Genomic DNA, 15,697 nt, shown 5'->3' with positions numbered 1-15,697 from the left:
CTCACTCCGGCTTGAAACAGACCCCGAAACGGCGCTCCGCCTCCTCCAGGGAGGCGCTCAGCGCGTCATAGCGGCCGCCGTCCATCTGCTGGTGCAGCTCTACGCCCAGCAGCAGCGCGCCGACGACCGGCTCAAACTCCGCGCGCACAGTCCGCGCGTTGGGGCACACCCGGTGGACGCGAGTGCGCAGGGCGTCCGCGAGCACGGGGGAAACCCCCTTGAAGACGCTGCCCGTCATGACCACGTCGAAGGTGTCGCGGCACATGTCGAGCTGGCGCGCCATGGCGTTCACCATGTCGCCCAGGTAGCTGCCGCCCCACTCCAGGATGTCGCAGGCCGCCGCGTCGCCCTCGTGGGCGGCGTCGAACACGAGCTTCGCCATGGGCTCAAGGTCCCCGTACCACAGCTCGCGGGTGTACATTTTCATGAACAGGTCGTCGAGCGAGGCGCAGCCAGAGCGCTCCAGAAACTTGTCGGCGAGAAGCGTCTTCGGGATGATGCCGTCGCGGTACCGGAAGACGGCCTTCACCCCCTCGGTCCCGATGCTGGACCCGCTGACCACGTCGCCGAAGTCCTCGCTGATGCCGCCCACACGGCCCTCTTTCCCGGCGCGGTTGATCCCGGCGCACACGCAGGCGGTGCCGCAGGCAATGACGATGCCGAAGGGGTCGCGCGTGCCGCCGCGCAGGCCGCCCATGCTGTCGTTGCGGAACACCCTCGGGATCTCCCCGAACAGGGGCGTGAAAATCTCCCGGTCAAGCATCACGTAGTCGTCCGGCAGGTCGGCCCCGGCGACGCCCATGCCCACACCCGCAATGTCTTTCAGCGTCAGGCCCGCCGTCTCCAGCGCGCCGTTGACCGCCTTGGTGATCTCCGCGCGCGCCGGGTCCACGCCGAAGCACTCGTAGTTGCCCGTGGCCGCGCGCCCGAACCCGAGCACCCGCCCTGTCTCGTCGCCTGCCAGGCAGAAAGTCTTGGTGGCCCCGACGTCCAGTCCCAGGTAATGCCGCATGCGTGTCCTTCCTTCGGTGATGTGTGGTTGCGGGGGCCCGAAAACCGGCCCGCCCAGAGAAAAAACCGGCGCGGGCATCGTACCCCGCGCCGGTTCCAAGAGTCAATTACGGGACGTTCCGGGCCTACTGCTCGCCCTTCAGCCGCTTCAGGTCGGACTTGGCCTGCTCCGCCACAGGGGACATGGGGAACTGGTCCACCACGGCCTGCATGAGCCGGATCGCCTCGTCGGTCTGGCCGAGACGCGAATGCGCCACCGCCTGGTTGTGCATGGCAAAGGGCACCTTGGTGCTGTTGGGGAACCTCGACCGCACGCCCTCGAACGACTGCACGGAGTCGGCGAAGCTGCCCAGGTTCAGCTGGCACTTGGCCTTCCAGAAGAGCGCGTTGTGCGCGTTCTCGCTGGTCGGAAACTGCCCCAGGAACTCGTCAAACCGCTGCATCGCGGTCTTGTAGTCCCCGCTGCTGTAGCTGTTCTGCGCCTGGTTGTACAGCACGTTCGGGTCGCCGACCGCGGCGGGCGCGGCCGGAGCCGCGGCGGGCGCCGCGGCGCCGACACCGGCCGGAACCGGCGCGGAGTCCAGCAGCTCGTTCTGCGCGGACGGCGTGGGCAGCGCGCCCGGCACCGGAGCGGCGCCCGGCGTCTGCGCAGGCGGCACAATTTGCGGCGTGCCCGCCTGCACATTCGGGTTCACGGAGGGGGTGACGGTTCCGGTGGGGGCTGTGACGCCCTGCGACAGGTTCATCGCCCGGAACAGCCGCGTCATGTCGCCCTTGATCTCGTCCAGCTTGCGCTGGTTCTCCTCCAGGAGCGACCGCAGTTCCCGCGTCTGCCCGTCCATGTCGTCCACGCGCTGGTTGAGCGTGGCCGACGTGGTGTTGAGCTGGTTGATGGACTCGCCCAGATCCTTGTCGAGCTTCACCACCCGGCGGTGCATGTCATAGATCGTGGTCTTGGTCTGGCCGCCGGTTGTCTCGCACCCCGTGAGGAGCGCGGCGCCGGCTATCGCCGCCAGCACTGTCATGTGCGTGAAACGCATGGCCCGGTTCCCTTGCTGTTTTCTTTCCGAAGATCACCCAAACGGACAGGGGGGCCGCTTACTTCGCCTTGTTGAACTCGGCGCGGCGGTTCTGCGCCCAGGCTTCCTCGTTGCTCCCGGCGACGACAGGGAATTCCTTGCCGTAGCTGATGGTCACGAGACGGTCGCCGGAGACGCCGAGCTGGATGAGATAGTTGCGGACCGCGAGGGCGCGGCGCTCGCCGAGGGCCAGGTTGTATTCCTGGGTGCCGCGCTCGTCGCAGTGGCCGGCGATCTGGATGTAGGCGTTCGGGAACTGCTTGATCTTCTCGGCGTTCCCGCGCAGGGTGTCCATGGAGTCAGCGCGCAGCGAAGAGCTGTTGTAGTCGAACTGCACCGTCTGCAGGCCGTACTTGCTGCCCGGCTCGAACAGCAGGTCTTCCTGGTTCACGCCGGGCAGGCCGTCGCCGCTCGTCGTCTCATTCGTGGTGCTCGGGGTCACGTCCGTCGTCAGCGGCGGCTTGTTCTTCTTGCAGCCGGCCACGCCCAGCACCATCACCATGCACAGCACCACGGTCAGAATTGTCCACACACGCTTCTTGTCCATCGTCAAACCTCCGCTTGTCCAGCTTTGCTCATTGGGTCCACAAGCACCCCGCGGCGCGCCCCACACAGGCGGACACGGGCTGCGATCATCACCGGCTCCTGACAAAGCCCCCGAAACGCACCGCAGGCGGGCCTGTCAAACGACTCTATCCTGTTACGCTCAAAAAGGTTCCACCCGGGAAATACACGTCTCGCGCCGGGACTTCTCATTTGTCTCCACCGTTCCCCTAACACCCGCCAAAAGTATACTCTTCCCGGAGGGAGAAAACAACTGTGATGTCCCCTGAAACCGTTCAGGCACTCTCCCATTGGCGCAGACCAAAACGGGACAGATAGATGGGGATGTAGGCGAAATCCGGGTTCAGTGCGGGGAGCGCCTTTCGGAAAGCCCGCTTCTTTTCGCTCTCGGGGCCGAAGAGCAGGGTGACGGAACCGCCCTCCCCACCCGCGCCGTTCACCTTCCACCCGATGGCGCCGTGCTCGCGGGCAAGGGCGAAAACGGCCTCCGCCTCCGCCGAAACCAGCGCGGGGTGCAGCGCGCGCTGCGCCTCGGTGTTCAGGAGCATGGCTTTTCCGAAAGCGGCGAAATCCCCCTCGTACAGGGCGTTCTTGGCGTCGTGGGCCGCCTGCCGCAGGGGCGCCAGCGCCGAGGTGTCGGCGTTTTCCCGCTCAAACCCGGCGATGACCCGCCCGTGCACCTCGCTGGACGCGTGGGACCGGCCCAGAAACACCAGCGCCAGCCGCCGTTCCAGCTCCCACCAGGCGCTGTTGGACACCTGCACCTGCGACACGCTCGCGTGGGGGTAGGCGTGCATCTCGATGAAGCAGGCCCCCCCGTAGGCCGAGCACAACTGGTCCTGGATGCCGCACTGGAGCCCGAGTTTTTCCGTCTCCACCCGGTGCGCCATGGCCGCCACCTCGTGGGGGGTCATGCGCCCCGGCGTCAGCAGGTCCAGCGCCCCCAGCAGCGCGACGCTCACCGCCGCCGAGGTGCCCGTGGAGCATCCGGCGGGCGCGTTGGAGTACAGGTTCACCTCGAAGGACAGGTCGGGGGGAAGGTCCATGATGTCGAGGCAAGCCTCAAGCAGGGGGTGCTTGTCGTACTCCGGCGGCGCGCTCCGCACCTCGTAGCGGTCCCCAAAGTTTTCCGCGTGAATGACCACCCGCGGCGCGGACGCGCCGGCCGCGCGCGACACGTAGAGCTGCACCTCCGCGTAGGGGTACACGCCCAGATTAAAGACCGCCCCGTGCCCCGCGAACCATGTGTCCGTCCATCCGCCCAGGTCGCAGATGCGCACCGGGGCCGTCGCGTTGATCACCCGCCTGCGGGAGCCGTCCATCCGTTGTCCTCCGCCAAAGTTCTGCCTGCCGTCCGGGGGGGCGTCCGTTTTGGAACGGCAGCCCGCGCGGGGTATGATAGCAGGAAAAGGGGGCCCACCGGGTCCCCTTTTTCTCTTTCCCCGCCACGAAAGGAAACAGATGAAGGCGTATTACTGCGTGGGCACCCACTGGGACCGGGAATGGTACGAACCCTTCCAGGAGTTCAGGCGCTGGCTGGTGGAGCTGGTGGACGAGCTGATGGACCTGATGGAGAAGGACCCGGAGTACCGGTGCTTCCATCTGGACGGGCAGGCTGTCGTGCTGGAGGACTATCTGGAAATCCGGCCGGAGCGGCGGGAGGAGCTGCTGCGCCTCCTCCGCGAACGGCGCCTCCTCGCCGGGCCGTGGTACAACCTGCCCGATGAGTGGCTCGTCTCGGGCGAGTCCTTCATCCGCAACCTGGCGCGCGGCCTGCGCGTCTGCCGCGAACTGGGCGTGGAGCCCCTCGACTTCGCCTACACCCCGGACCAGTTCGGCCATGTCGCCGCCCTGCCCATGATCATGCGCGGGTTCGGGCTCAGCGCGGGCATCTGCTGGCGCGGCACGCAGGACGAGACCTTCCCGGCCCACTTCGCCTGGGTCGGCCCCGACGGCGGCAAGATGGCCTACCACAAGCTCTGCGACAAGGGCAGCTACAGCCCCTTCGAGTTCGCCGTGCGCCGCCCCGTGAAGGAGGCGGGGAACCGCGACGAGGACGTGGACACCCACTTCGTCCCCTACTTCGGGGAGGAGGCGGCCCGCTCGGCGGTCCCGCTGGTGCTCATGCTCGACGCCATAGACCACCAGCGGCCCGACCCCAACATGCCCTGGCTGCTGGCGCGGCTCCGGGAGAAGCACCCGGAGATCACCTTCGAATGGGGAACGCTGGAGGACTACGGACGCGCCCTGGCCGCGCACCTCGACGAGCTGCCGGAACGGCGCGGGGAGCTGCGCGAACCGGCGCGCGACAGCAAACGGGTGGGGCAGTACCTCATCGTCCACACCCTCAGCTCGCGCTACGACCTCAAGCGGAAGAACGACCTGGGCCAGGCCCTGCTGGAAAAGTGGGCCGAGCCCCTGCTGCTGATGGAGACCCTGGACGGCGGAAGGCCCGTGCCGGGGTTCCTCGACAAGGCCTGGCAGTACCTCCTGCGCAACCACCCGCACGACTCCATCTGCGGGTGCAGCATTGACCAGGTCCACCGCGACATGCACTACCGCTTCGACCAGGCCGCCCTGCTGGCCGGCGGCATCCTCCGGCGCGCCTGCGCCCGTCTCGGCGGGGCCTCCGCCGCGCCGGAGGATTGGACCCGGCTGGCCGCGCACAACCCCCTGCCCTTCGCGCGCCGGGGCGTCTTCGACCTGGCCCTGTATTTCCCGGCGGACTACGCGGAGAAGACGGGCAACGCCTACCACGACGGCCTGGCCTGGGGCGAGCGCTACAACAAGTTTGACCTCGTGGCCCCGGACGGGACCCGCATCCCCTACCAGCATGTGCGCGTGGAGCGGAACATCGAGTGCCGGAGGCTGGACTCCCTCGGACGCGAGCAGACCGTCATGGGGGACCTCTACCACATCGCCGCGGAGCTGGACCTGCCGCCCTGCGGCCACGCCGCGTTCCGCATCGAAACCACCCCGGAGGCCACGCGGACCTTCGGGTCGCTCCTCACCGGACCCCTGCGCGCCGAAAACGCGCACCTCGCCTTTGAGCTGTTCCCCGACGGCACCGGCGCGCTCACGCGAAAGGCCGACGGCGAGATATTCCCCAACCTCTTCCTCTACGAGGACTGCGGCGAGCGCGGCGACGGCTGGACGCGCGGACCGCTCATCAATGACATCGTGTACCGCGGGCCGGGCGCCCGGGTGATGACCGCCGTGGACGAGGACGGCCCCCTCCGGACGGTCTTCCGGGTGGAGCGCACCCTCCTGCTGCCGGACGAGATGGACCAGCACACCGGCGCGCGCGCCGACCGGAGAACCCCGCTCCCCGTCACCGACTTCATCTCCGTGGAGAAGGACTGCCCGGTCCTCAAGGTGCGGACGGTCGTGGACAACACAATCCGCGACCACCGGCTGCGGGTGCTTTTCCCGACCCTCATGGAGACGGACACCTCCTTCGCCGACACCCCCTTCGCCGTGGTGGAGCGGGACATTGCCGTTCCCCCGGAGACGGCCCGCTGGCAGGAGCGGGTGAACCCGGAGACGGCCTTCACCTCGTTCTTCGGCGTGAAGAACGCCGACGGCGGCCTGGCCGTCGTGTCGGGGGGCGGACTCCATGAGTATGCGGCGCTGGAAACCCCGGAGGCCTGCCTCGCCCTGACCCTTTTCCGAAGCTTCCGCAAGACGGTCGGGCGCCCGGCGGAGCCCGACGGGCAGTTGCAGGGCCGCCTGGAGTTCTCCTACGCCCTCTACCCCTTCGAGGGCGCCTTCGACCCGCGCGCGGCCCTGCGGCAGGCGGACCTGCTCGCCACAGGCGTCTTCACCCACGCGGCGGCCCCGGCAGCCCCCGAACGGCGGTCGCTCCTGGAGCAGACCGGCGGCACCGCCGTGATCACCGCGCTGAAGCCCGCCGACAACGGCGGCGGCGGCGTGGTCCGCTTCTGGAACCCGACCAATGAGAATGTGGTGGACGGGTTCCGGACCGCCGCCCCGCTGGCGGCGGCGTTCCTGTGCACTCTGAACGAGGAGCCCGGCGCGGAGCTGCCGGTGCGGGAGGGGGCCGTTTCGGTCGCCGTGCCCGCGGGCGGGCTGGCCACCGTGCGCTTCACCTGGAAGACGGCCGGCTGAAAAGGCGGGGCTACTGCTGCTGGACCAGCACAACCGCCTGGGCGCTGACGGCCTCGCCGCGGCCCTCGGGGCCGACGCCCTCGTTGGTCTTGGGTTTGACGGAGACACGGTGCCGCTCGATCTTCAGGCATTCCGCCATCCGCTGGCGCATGGCGTCCAGATGGGGCGCCAGTTTCGGCTGCTCCAGCACGACCACCATGTCGGCGTTGACCACCGTGAAGCCGGAGCTGCCCAGCAGGCGCACGGTGCGCTCCAGCAGCGCCATGCTGTCTATCCCCCTCAGGGTGGGGTCCGTGTCGGGAAAGCGCTGGCCGATGTTGCCCAGCCCGGCCGCCCCGAGCAGCGCGTCAATAAGGGCGTGCACAACGACATCGCCGTCGGAATGGGCCACCGCCCCCTTGGTGAAGGGCACACGCACCCCGCCCAAAACCAGATGGGGAGCCCCCTCTTCCAGCCGGTGCAGGTCATAGCCGATGCCCACGCGGATCATGCCTTTTCCTCCCGCCGAAGCCGCAGCGCCAGCCGCAGGTCAAACGGCGTTGTCACTTTGAGGTTTTCCTGGGCGCCCCGCACCAGTTTGACAGGGTGCCCCGCCCGCCGGGCAAGGGTCGCGTCGTCGGTCGTCCGCCAGCCCTCGCGGCGGGCGCGCCGGTGCGCCTCCAGGATGAGGTCCAGCCGGAACGCCTGCGGGGTCTGGCAGGCCCACAGCAGGGATCGGTCCGGCGTGTCCGCCAGAAAGGCCTCCGCGTCCGCCTGCAGGATGGTGTCGGTGACGGGCAGCGCCGCCGTGGCGGCGCCGTGCTCGCGCGCGGCGTCCATGACCGCCTGCACCATCTCCGGAGAAACCAGCGGCCGGGCCGCGTCGTGGATCACCACGAGGTCCGTGAAGTCGGGCAGGGCCTCCAGCCCGGCCAGCACGGAGTCCTGCCGCTCCGCCCCGCCCTCCACGAAGGCGCAGGGAAAGGGGGAAAGGGCCGACACCGCCCGGTCGAAACCGGCGGCCTGGCCGGGGGGCACCGTCACCACGGCGGGCGGCGTGAGGTCCGCCGCCGCGAAACGAGAAAGGGTCACCGCCAGCATGGGCGCGCCCCCCAGGTCCACCAGGGCCTTCGGCCCGTCCCATCCCAGCCGCAGGCCCAGGCCCGCGGCCGGAACCAGGAGCGCCGACTTCATTGGATGACGCCGGTGTAGCGCGCGAAGATCATGCGGCCCGCGGCGGTCTGGAGCACGCTGGTCACCACCGCCGCCACATTCCTGCCCATGTAGTGCCGGCCGCCGTCCACGACGATCATGGTGCCGTCGTCAAGGTAGCCCACGCCCTGGTTCGGCTCCTTGCCCTCCTTGATCAGCTTCACCTCGATCTGCTCGTCGGGAAGCACGGCGGGCTTGAGCGCGTTGGCCAGATCGTTGATGTTGAGCACCGACACGCCCTCGATCTGGGCCACCTTGTTCAGGTTGAAGTCGTTGGTCAGCACCCTGGCGCCGAGCTGCTTGGCCAGCTTCACCAGCTTGCCGTCCACCTCGCGCACGTCCACCGGATCCTCCTCAATGATCACCACGGCCACCATGGACTTGGGGTCCTGGAGGTCCTTGAGGATGTCGAGGCCCCGGCGGCCCTTGGCCCGGCGCAGCACCTCGGCGGAGTCGGCGATGTTCTGGAGCTCCTTGAGCACGAAACGCGGCACCAGCAGCGTCCCCTCGATGAACCCGCTGCCGCAGATGTCGGAAATGCGGCCGTCAATGAGCACGCTCGTGTCCACCAGTTTCAGGGCTCCGGCCCCGCCGACGGGGAGCGTCCGCTTCTGCACGGCCTTGACCAGCGAGCTCCAGTTCGACGCGCGGCTCAGGGCAAGATAAATGCCGACATAGCCGAACATGAGCACAACGGACACGGCCACGAACACTTTGAGCGTTGTGTCCGCCTTGGGAAACCAGTAGAGCATGTACTGCGAGACCGTGAATCCAAGCAGGATGGCGATGACGACGGCCACCACGGCGGGGGCGAGGCGCTCATAAATCTCCTGGGTGATGAAGCGGACGGCAAGCAGGACGGCGACGGCCACCGCGGCGCCGATGCCGATGCCCACCCCTTTCCAGAGGAGGACGTTGACAGCCTCGTTCCCCTTGAGGATCGCGGCCTCCACAAAATAGTCCGCCCACAGGTATCCCATGATCCCGCTCGCGACAACGAAAACCAAACGCAGCGCGTACACTACCATTCCAAATCCTCCAAAAAGACATGCACCCCTGAAAATGACGCGGGAACACCCCGCCTCTCCTCCGCAAAACACACTCTTCCACCGGACGGACGGCTACATCCGCTCCAGACACTTCACGACCAGCGCGGAGAGCTTCGGCTCCACCGCGTTCGCCACGGCGATAATCTTCTCAATGTCCGCGGGCTTGAGCGCGTCGGGCAGGCACTCGTCCGTGATGGCCGAGAAACCCAGCACCCGCAGCCCCGACTGGACCGCCACGATCACCTCGGGCACCGTGCTCATGCCCACGGCGTCCCCGCCGATCATGCGCATGAACCGGTATTCGGCGCGGGTCTCCAGGCACGGGCCCGTCACCGCAAGATACACGCCGCGGCGCAGTTTGATTCCATTCTCCAGCGCCACCGTCTCCGCCAGGGCGATCAAATCGTTCGCGTAGGGCTCGCACATGTCCGGAAACCGGGGCCCCAGCGCCTCGTCGTTGGCGCCGATCAGGGGGTTGTCCCCCATCAGGTTGATGTGGTCCGTGATGACCATGAGGTCCCCCGCCTGGAACTGCGGGTTCATGCCCCCGGCCGCGTTGGACACCACCAGCGTCCCCACGCCCAGCGCCCGCGCCACGCGCACGGGGAAGGCCACCTGCTGGAGGGAATACCCCTCGTACCGGTGGAAACGCCCGGACAGGGCAACCACGGCCTTGCCCGCCAAATGCCCCAGGATCAGCTCCCCGGCATGCCCGTCCACCGTCGGCTCGGGAAAATGGGGGAGGTCCGCGTAACTGATGGATGTCTCAACGGTGATCTTTTCCGCCAGGGAGCCCAGGCCCGTGCCCAAAATGATGCCCACCTGCGGGACCAGCCCGGAACGGCTGCGGATGGCCGCAACCGCCTCTTCCACATTATTCTTTAAACCCATGCTTTGAAAACCTTCCCGTACTTCCGGCCATTATACCCGTCCGGCCCGGCACCGGGCCACTTGGCACTCCCCTTCGCTGACTGTCAGTCCTTTGGCCGTTCCATCCCCAGCAGCCGCCCGGCCTCGGCCGGGGAAAGCCCCGCAAGCCGCAGCACCTTCTCCCGGCACTGGGCGCCGCTTTCCAGCGTGACCCGGCGCCGGGGGATGCCCAGCAGCCCGGCCACATACTTCACCAGGGCCTCGTTCGCCGCCCCCTCCACCGGCGGCGCGGTCAGCGCCACGCGCACCCGCCCCTCGTCCCCGGTCAGCAGGGCGTTGCGGGAGGCCTTCGGCTGCACCCGCACCCGGAACAACGTGTCCGCACCGGACAAGGTAAACACTGCGGCGTCTTCGCTCATGGGCTACCGCTGCTTCTTCGCGCGCTCCGTCCAGTCGGCGGGACCGTACAACCCCGCCTTGGACGGGTCCAGGGGCGTGAACCCCAGGGCGTGGACCGGGGAATCCGCCGCCAGTGTGAAATCGCGGTTCGCGGCGTCGGCAAACTTCGGGTCCGCCGCCACCGACCCCGCGTCGTGTCCCGCCGCCTGCCACTCTTCAAGACTCATCCCGGCGAAGTCGGGTTGCTTCCCCGAGGCGTCCCAGTAGCAGTTGTTGGACATGCGGAAGTTGCCGTTCTTCCAGGTGCTGCCCAGAAGCTGCCCGTTGTCGTAGTAGACAATGTTGTTCTCGAAGAAGAAGGAGATGTGCTCCTCCTCGCGGGACCGGATGAGCTGCTCGCGGTGCGAGAAGGCGAAGATGTTGTTCCGGACCCGGTTCTCCTTGCCGTAGTGCTGGTGGAACCCGCCGGTCTCGGTGTTCACCACCACGTTGTTCTCCAGCACGATGTCCGTGCTGCCCTCGTCGGTGTAGAGGCCCCAGCCCCCCGAAATCTTCGGGTTCGACAGCACGTCGTGGATGTAATTGCCCCGGATGGCGGTGCCGGGCGACAGGCCCAGGGTGTACACCCCGCCCGTGTCGCTGAGCTGGCCCTTGGCGATGTGGTGGATGTGGTTGTTCTCGATGAGGTTGTGGTTCGCGGAACTCGGCGCGTAGCCCCAGCTCCAGCCCACGGACACCCCCGTGTAGCGCACGTCGCAGATTTCGTTGTGCGTGATCCGGTTGTGCGAACTGCGGCCAATCCACACGCCCACCGCCCCCCGGTACACCCGCCCCAGATCATGAACGAAGCAGTTGTCCACCGTGTTGCCGTCCGCCGCCTGCTCCGGGGTTTCGGGACTGGCCCCCTCGCCGATGCGCACCCCGCCCGCGCCCATGTCGGTGATCTCGCTCTGCTCCAGCAGGTTCCCGGCGGACCCCTTCCCAAACCACACGCCGTAGGTGCCGCCGTGGGCCAGCGCGCACTGCTGAATCTTCCAGTTGTGCGCCCCGCGCAGGTCAATCATCGCCGGAACGCTGAACGCCGCCTGGGAATCGCTGTGGCCCTCCGGGCCCACGCCCCAGCCCGTGTGCTCGAACCGGAGGCCGCGCAGGGTGACATCCGCCACGGGCCCCGCACCGTCCGCCAGCACCAGCAATTGCTTCGCCACAGGCACCCAGGCGTCCACCGTGTCCAGAGCCTCCCCCGGACGCGGCAGGTAGTGGATTTTGCCGGCCTTGGACGAAATCACGCACTCGCCGGGCTGGTCGAGCCCCTCCATCAGGTTCTCCACGAAGTACCACTGCTGCGGCAGCCAGCGGGTGAAGGGCCAGGCCGCCGCCTTCTTGAAATGCACCTCCCGTTTCTCCGTGTCCAGCCGCTCCACCCGGTGCTGGGAGGTCTCCCAGGAGTGGAACACGACGAACACCGCCTCGTCCAGCCCCGGCCACGCCTGCAAGTCCCCCTCGCCGTACTGGAAGGCCGTGGCGCTCTTGTCCTCCTTGCCGTCCGCTGTCTTCGCCATCACCGGACCCGCCGTGTAGAAGAAGTCCGTGTCTGCGGGAAAGTCGCCCGCCTCGTTCGCCGCGTTCGGCGTCCGCGCCGGCGTGGCCCGGCGGCCGTTCACCCACAGCGCCGACAGGTCGGCCCCCGCGGGAAGCCCCGCCGGAAAGTCCGCCACCCAGTGCCCCCCCTCCTCCCGCCAGCCCGTCACCCGCACGCCGCCGTGGATCACCGGCGTCCCGCCGGGCTTCGCGATGATCTCCACCGGCACCCCCCCCTTCCCCAACGCCTCCGCCTTCAACGGTGCCGTCAGCAGATAGTCCCCGCCGGACAGCACCACGGAAACCAAGTCGGTCCCCGCCGTCTGACGGAGCTGCCCCGCCTGCGCCAAGGCCTCCTGAAGCGCCGGGCCCTCCGGCGACACGGCGATGACGGCCACTTCTCCGGCGAAAGCCGGAAAAACCGCGGCAACCGCAAGCCCAAACACAACACCGAAGCAGGAAAAGGCGCGCATGACATGATCCCTTCTTGGTTGTCCCAAGTCCCAGTGTACAAGAACCGCCCACGCCGCACAACCCGCGCCCCCACACAATCGCCCGCAAGGACAGCTCGGGAACCGGAGCCGTGCCGGGAACGAGATTGCGTCCGTCACTCCGTTCCTTCGCAATGACGTTGCCCTTTCCCGTCACTGCGAGGAGGACGCCCCGGCCGGCACCGCCGTCACTGCGAGGAGGCCGCCCCGGCCGACGTGGCAGTCTCTTGTCAGAATGCCTCCGAACCGCCTCGTCTGCCGTCAAAAAAGGCCCGCTCCTGGCCCCCAGCAAAAAAAACACTTGCATCTTTCGGGCCCTATCTCTATAATGACTGACCAGTCAGTCATTATAGGCGAGGGAAGGCACCCAAGGAATCCGAAGCGCATGGACCGCTCGAAAGACATCGTCTACATCAAGTCCGGCGGACGCAGCATTGCCCTCTATGCCGAGTTGGGCGGCTACTTTTCCCCCGATGGACAGCTCAATGACGGGCGTTTCCGCGTTTTCCTCCGCCAGTCCCTGCGGGACCGCATGCAGGCCCCCGATGCGGGGGACGCCGCCGGCAAGTGGCTTTCGGAGTATCTGGCGGACATTCTGTCCTACCTGCGCGACAAGGGGCTGGACGCGGCGGCCCTGCAGCTCTTTGAGGCCGCCCTGGACGAGTCGGCTGCCCTGGGAATCACGCGGGTGCCGCTGGATCCGGCCCTGCTCCGCGGGCTGATGGCCGCTGCCACCGCGCCGGAGGTCCGCGAGGCGGCCACGCGCCGGGACGACGCGGACGACAAGAAAGCCCGTATTCTGGAGTGCGCCCTGGAGGTCTTCACGTCGCGCGGCTTCCACAACGCGACCATTGACGAGGTGGCCGCCGCCGCCGGCGTGGCCAAGGGCACGGTCTACCGCCATTTCAAGAGCAAGGAGGACCTGCTGGACCAGCTTCTGCTCATGACGAGCCAGAAGGTCGTGGAGCGGTTCTCGGACGCCTTTTCCGGGTCCGACAACGTGCGCGGGGCGGTGGAGCACTTCATCCGGGAGTGGGTGGGCTTCATTGAGGAGAACCACGCCTTGTACCGGCTTATTCAGGCCGAGGGCATCATCGCCCACTCCGGGCGGCGCACCCTCTTCTACGAGTACCTCATCACCAACTTCCCCATGGCCAAGGAGCGCATCGCGTCCATGAACGCCGCCGGGGAACTCAAAGTCCTGAGCTTCTACACCGCGATGTACGGCGTGCTGGGCTTCATTGACGGCGTGGTCCACAAGTGGTTCCGCTCGAACATGGAGTACCCCCTGCGCGACGAGATTCCCGTGATTCTGGAAACCCTGCTGAACGGCCTGCTCCGCGATGAGCACCGGCACGACGGCGCCTACTGCGCCCCGGACGGCGGACCGGCGGCATAACGCGCGCCCCGCGCGAAAGGACCTGTCCCATGCAAGCCCCCAAACTGCTTCTGTGCTCCGTGTTCGGACCCTACGGCGTCAAGGATGAGTACGCCGAGGGCGTCGGCTGCCAGATGGAGCTGCTGAACAACCAGATCACCCGCGAGCAGGGCGTCCATTCGCCCCGCCAGTCCTATTGGAGTTTCGGCCTGTACCTCATGGCCGAAAACCTCGGCGTGGACACCACCATCCTCGATTTCCCCTCCTGGCGGCGGTTCAAGGAGGAGCTGAAAAAGGGCTACACGCACATCGGCATCAGCTTCATCATGCCGAACGTGTTCAAGGCCCGCCGGATGGCCCGCTACATCCGTGAGCGCCACCCGGAGATGAAGATCATTCTTGGCGGGTACGGCACGGTCCTGCCCAATCTCCAGGAGATGGTCCCCCACGACGCCGTCTGCCGCGGCGAGGGCGTCCGCTGGCTGCGCGAGTATTTCGGCGAGAACCCCGAGGCCCCCGTGCGGCACCCCGCGCTCATCGGCCCCGCCTATGACTACATCTACGGCTACTCGCGGAAACCCACCGGCGGCATCCTCATGACCGGCCTGGGCTGCGAGAACGCCTGCCCCTTCTGCATCACCTCGCACCAGTTCGGAAAGCGGTATGTGCACCTGCTGAAAACCGGCCGGGAGGTCTTCGAGGCCTGCGAGCGCACGGAGCGGGAGGCCCGGGCCTGCGGCTTCTCCATCATGGACGAGAACTTCCTCAAGCAGCCGCAGCGCGCGCAGGAGCTGCTCGCGGAGATGGAGGCCCGCAACCGGCCCTACGTCTTCGACATCTTCTCCTCCGCCGAGACCATCCAGAAGGTCGGCGTGGACTTCCTGGTCCGCCTGGGCATCCGCATGGTCTGGATCGGCGTGGAGTCCAAATTCAACACGCACCCCAAGACGAAGGACATAGACCTGCGCGCCCTGATCGCCGAACTGCGGTCAAAGGGCATCGTGGTGCAGGCCTCCATGATCCTCTTCCAGGACCACCACGACGAGCGCACCATCCGCGAGGACATTGACTGGGTCGTCGGCCTCGACTCCGACCTGGTCCAGTTCATGAACTACATCGCCATCCCCTCCACCACCCTCCACGACACGCTGACCGCCCAGGGGCGGATCAAGGACCTGTCCCCGCGCTTCCAGCACGGGGCCGGCGAGCTGAACTTCGACCACCCCCATTTCAAGAACCCGGCGGACCACATCCGCATCCTCCGCGACGCCTTCCGCGCCAAGTACCGCGCGGGCGGGCCCGGGGTGGTCAACATGTCCCTGACCGCCGTCCGGGGCTACCTGCGGCTGAGCGCGGAGCACAAGGCCCGCCAGCAGCGCGGCGAGGTGTGGAACCCCGAAACCCTCCGCTACGCCCCCGCCGCGGACGGCCAGGCCGCGCCGGACACCTTCATGCGCGCCCGCCTGCGCATGATGAAACAGATGGTCCGGATCTACCGTCCCTCCCTGCTCGCGGGATGGGTCTACGCCCCCAACCGCGCCGCGCGGAAAAAGGCCCGCGAGGCCATGGCCCTCTACACCCAGGCCTTCGGGAAGCCCCGGATGGCCGACCGCATCGCGGCCCTCGTCCTCGTCGTGACCGGCGGCGTCGAACTCGCCCGCATCGCCCTGTCCAAACTCCTCGGACGCGAGGGCATCGTCCGCCAGCCCCCCTGCCGCCGCACGGAATACCACAACAGCCTGATCGCCGCCGACCCCGCCCAGGCGGAGGCGCGCCCCTTCAAGAAACCAAAGATCGCCGGCACGACGGAAGGGTGAAAGGTGCGCGTTCACCCATAAAGACGGGTGGGACCTGAGGCGTTCCGACAAGAGATTGCCGTATTGGCCGGGGTGGTGCCGGGAACGAGATGGCGTCGCTTCGCTGCTAATGAAGTAAGTCGGCGAGAACGCCCGCAAA

At 67.6% G+C, this 15,697-nt stretch carries 13 protein-coding genes; 3 read left to right on the top strand and 10 right to left on the bottom strand.

Annotated elements, in window-relative coordinates; translation table 11 throughout:
• Position 1: 1 nt before the first annotated feature.
• From GXY15_09430 to GXY15_09415, 4 genes are all read right to left on the bottom strand, one after another.
• The gene (locus tag GXY15_09430) at positions 2 to 1,012 is read right to left on the bottom strand and encodes an ATPase (protein ID NLV41430.1); all 1,011 of its coding nucleotides are present in this window, start codon (positions 1,010 to 1,012) and stop codon (positions 2 to 4) included.
• A gap of 124 nt (positions 1,013 to 1,136) precedes the next feature.
• On the bottom strand, positions 1,137 to 2,051 hold the full coding sequence (locus GXY15_09425; GenBank protein ID NLV41429.1) for a tetratricopeptide repeat protein: 915 nt from the start codon (positions 2,049 to 2,051) through the stop codon (positions 1,137 to 1,139).
• Between the two features lie 58 nt (positions 2,052 to 2,109).
• The gene (pal, locus tag GXY15_09420) at positions 2,110 to 2,592 is read right to left on the bottom strand and encodes a peptidoglycan-associated lipoprotein Pal (GenBank protein ID NLV41428.1); all 483 of its coding nucleotides are present in this window, start codon (positions 2,590 to 2,592) and stop codon (positions 2,110 to 2,112) included.
• A gap of 337 nt (positions 2,593 to 2,929) precedes the next feature.
• Positions 2,930 to 3,976: a GHMP kinase gene (locus GXY15_09415; GenBank protein ID NLV41427.1), complete on the bottom strand. Its 1,047-nt coding sequence runs from the start codon at positions 3,974 to 3,976 to the stop codon at positions 2,930 to 2,932.
• Positions 3,977 to 4,115: 139 nt separating this feature from the next.
• Between GXY15_09415 and GXY15_09410 the strand changes: the two genes are divergently transcribed.
• Complete coding sequence (locus GXY15_09410; GenBank protein ID NLV41426.1) at positions 4,116 to 6,782, top strand: hypothetical protein; 2,667 nt, start codon at positions 4,116 to 4,118, stop codon at positions 6,780 to 6,782.
• Positions 6,783 to 6,792: 10 nt separating this feature from the next.
• Here GXY15_09410 and GXY15_09405 read toward each other — a convergent pair whose 3' ends face one another.
• The 6 genes from GXY15_09405 to GXY15_09380 form a co-directional block, all read right to left on the bottom strand.
• Complete coding sequence (locus GXY15_09405; GenBank protein ID NLV41425.1) at positions 6,793 to 7,269, bottom strand: 2-C-methyl-D-erythritol 2,4-cyclodiphosphate synthase; 477 nt, start codon at positions 7,267 to 7,269, stop codon at positions 6,793 to 6,795.
• Positions 7,269 to 7,955 carry a 2-C-methyl-D-erythritol 4-phosphate cytidylyltransferase gene (ispD, locus tag GXY15_09400; GenBank protein ID NLV41424.1) on the bottom strand — a complete coding sequence of 229 codons (687 nt, stop codon included), beginning with the start codon at positions 7,953 to 7,955 and terminating at the stop codon, positions 7,269 to 7,271. The genes GXY15_09405 and ispD overlap by 1 nt, the downstream gene beginning before the upstream one ends.
• A complete protein-coding gene (locus GXY15_09395; protein ID NLV41423.1) occupies positions 7,952 to 9,001 on the bottom strand; it encodes a hypothetical protein in 1,050 nt (349 codons plus the stop codon). The genes ispD and GXY15_09395 overlap by 4 nt, the downstream gene beginning before the upstream one ends.
• Before the next feature lie 93 nt (positions 9,002 to 9,094).
• Positions 9,095 to 9,913, bottom strand: a complete 819-nt coding sequence (locus GXY15_09390; protein ID NLV41422.1) for a purine-nucleoside phosphorylase — start codon at positions 9,911 to 9,913, stop codon at positions 9,095 to 9,097.
• A gap of 83 nt (positions 9,914 to 9,996) precedes the next feature.
• Positions 9,997 to 10,311 carry a DUF167 domain-containing protein gene (locus tag GXY15_09385; protein ID NLV41421.1) on the bottom strand — a complete coding sequence of 105 codons (315 nt, stop codon included), beginning with the start codon at positions 10,309 to 10,311 and terminating at the stop codon, positions 9,997 to 9,999.
• Positions 10,312 to 10,314: 3 nt separating this feature from the next.
• Positions 10,315 to 12,345 (bottom strand): hypothetical protein, encoded by a 2,031-nt coding sequence (locus tag GXY15_09380; protein ID NLV41420.1) that lies wholly within the window; start codon positions 12,343 to 12,345, stop codon positions 10,315 to 10,317.
• Positions 12,346 to 12,748: 403 nt separating this feature from the next.
• Here GXY15_09380 and GXY15_09375 point away from each other — a divergent pair, with 403 nt between their 5' ends.
• Together GXY15_09375 and GXY15_09370 are read left to right on the top strand one after the other, a co-directional pair.
• Complete coding sequence (locus GXY15_09375; protein ID NLV41419.1) at positions 12,749 to 13,762, top strand: TetR family transcriptional regulator; 1,014 nt, start codon at positions 12,749 to 12,751, stop codon at positions 13,760 to 13,762.
• A gap of 29 nt (positions 13,763 to 13,791) precedes the next feature.
• Entirely contained in the window at positions 13,792 to 15,558 is a 1,767-nt protein-coding gene (locus GXY15_09370) for a radical SAM protein (protein NLV41418.1), read from the top strand.
• Positions 15,559 to 15,697 lie beyond the last annotated feature (139 nt).

The sequence above is a fragment of the Candidatus Hydrogenedentota bacterium genome, from assembly GCA_012730045.1.
In the GTDB taxonomy this organism is placed as follows: domain Bacteria; phylum Hydrogenedentota; class Hydrogenedentia; order Hydrogenedentales; family CAITNO01; genus JAAYBR01.
The sequence above is the reverse complement of the archived record's forward strand: the minus strand, read 5'-3'. Positions and strand labels throughout refer to the sequence as shown.

Excerpts from the sequence above, each read along its gene's own strand:
- GXY15_09430 (NLV41430.1), bottom strand. The coding sequence starts at position 1,012 with ATGCGGCATTACCTGGGACTGGACGTCGGGGCCACCAAGACTTTCTGC.
- GXY15_09425 (NLV41429.1), bottom strand. The coding sequence starts at position 2,051 with ATGCGTTTCACGCACATGACAGTGCTGGCGGCGATAGCCGGCGCCGCG.
- pal (NLV41428.1), bottom strand. The coding sequence starts at position 2,592 with ATGGTGATGGTGCTGGGCGTGGCCGGCTGCAAGAAGAACAAGCCGCCG.
- GXY15_09415 (NLV41427.1), bottom strand. The coding sequence starts at position 3,976 with ATGGACGGCTCCCGCAGGCGGGTGATCAACGCGACGGCCCCGGTGCGC.
- GXY15_09410 (NLV41426.1), top strand. The coding sequence starts at position 4,116 with ATGAAGGCGTATTACTGCGTGGGCACCCACTGGGACCGGGAATGGTAC.
- ispD (NLV41424.1), bottom strand. The coding sequence starts at position 7,955 with ATGAAGTCGGCGCTCCTGGTTCCGGCCGCGGGCCTGGGCCTGCGGCTG.
- GXY15_09395 (NLV41423.1), bottom strand. The coding sequence starts at position 9,001 with ATGGTAGTGTACGCGCTGCGTTTGGTTTTCGTTGTCGCGAGCGGGATC.
- GXY15_09390 (NLV41422.1), bottom strand. The coding sequence starts at position 9,913 with ATGGGTTTAAAGAATAATGTGGAAGAGGCGGTTGCGGCCATCCGCAGC.
- GXY15_09385 (NLV41421.1), bottom strand. The coding sequence starts at position 10,311 with ATGAGCGAAGACGCCGCAGTGTTTACCTTGTCCGGTGCGGACACGTTG.
- GXY15_09380 (NLV41420.1), bottom strand. The coding sequence starts at position 12,345 with ATGCGCGCCTTTTCCTGCTTCGGTGTTGTGTTTGGGCTTGCGGTTGCC.
- GXY15_09375 (NLV41419.1), top strand. The coding sequence starts at position 12,749 with ATGGACCGCTCGAAAGACATCGTCTACATCAAGTCCGGCGGACGCAGC.
- GXY15_09370 (NLV41418.1), top strand. The coding sequence starts at position 13,792 with ATGCAAGCCCCCAAACTGCTTCTGTGCTCCGTGTTCGGACCCTACGGC.